This is a genomic window from Vibrio sp. 10N.222.54.A3 (genome assembly GCF_041474095.1).
Taxonomy (GTDB): Bacteria; Pseudomonadota; Gammaproteobacteria; order Enterobacterales; family Vibrionaceae; genus Vibrio; species Vibrio crassostreae_C.
Genome location: NZ_JBFRTN010000168.1, coordinates 1 through 447, shown reverse-complemented (window position 1 = coordinate 447; position 447 = coordinate 1). Strand labels below are relative to the sequence as shown.

Annotated in this window: 1 protein-coding gene; it reads left to right on the top strand. The window is 50.1% G+C overall.

The annotated features are described in order from the left end of the window. The coding region (locus AB4507_RS23045) for a hypothetical protein (protein ID WP_372183468.1) at positions 1–447 on the top strand (447 nt) is incomplete at both ends.

Genomic DNA, 447 nt, shown 5'->3' with positions numbered 1-447 from the left:
TGACGATTGAAGAGCCTACTGTGGCTGACTTAGCTGCAGGTACGCCAACGACATCCGTTTTCGATGTATTAACATCCGCAAGTGCTGATGGCGCGAGCGTGACTCAATTTACCTATGACGGCACCGCTTACTCTCTAAACCCGAATGATGCGACCGAGCAAGAGTTTACTTTCACGGAAGGCTCACTGTTTATTACGACTCAAGGGGAAGTGCGCTTTGAGCCGAACCGCGATTTAGACCACTCGGCTGGCGATATCGTTAAGAGCATCGTGGTGACATCAAGCGATGGCGATGATGACGTTCTTACCTCGACAGTGACGCTTACGATTACGGACGGCGATGTCCCAACCATAGATGTCATTCCACCAATCTCACTATCTGAAACGAATCTAGCCGATGGCTCTGATCCATCTAACTCTGCGGTCAGCGACACCAAAGTCATTCAGT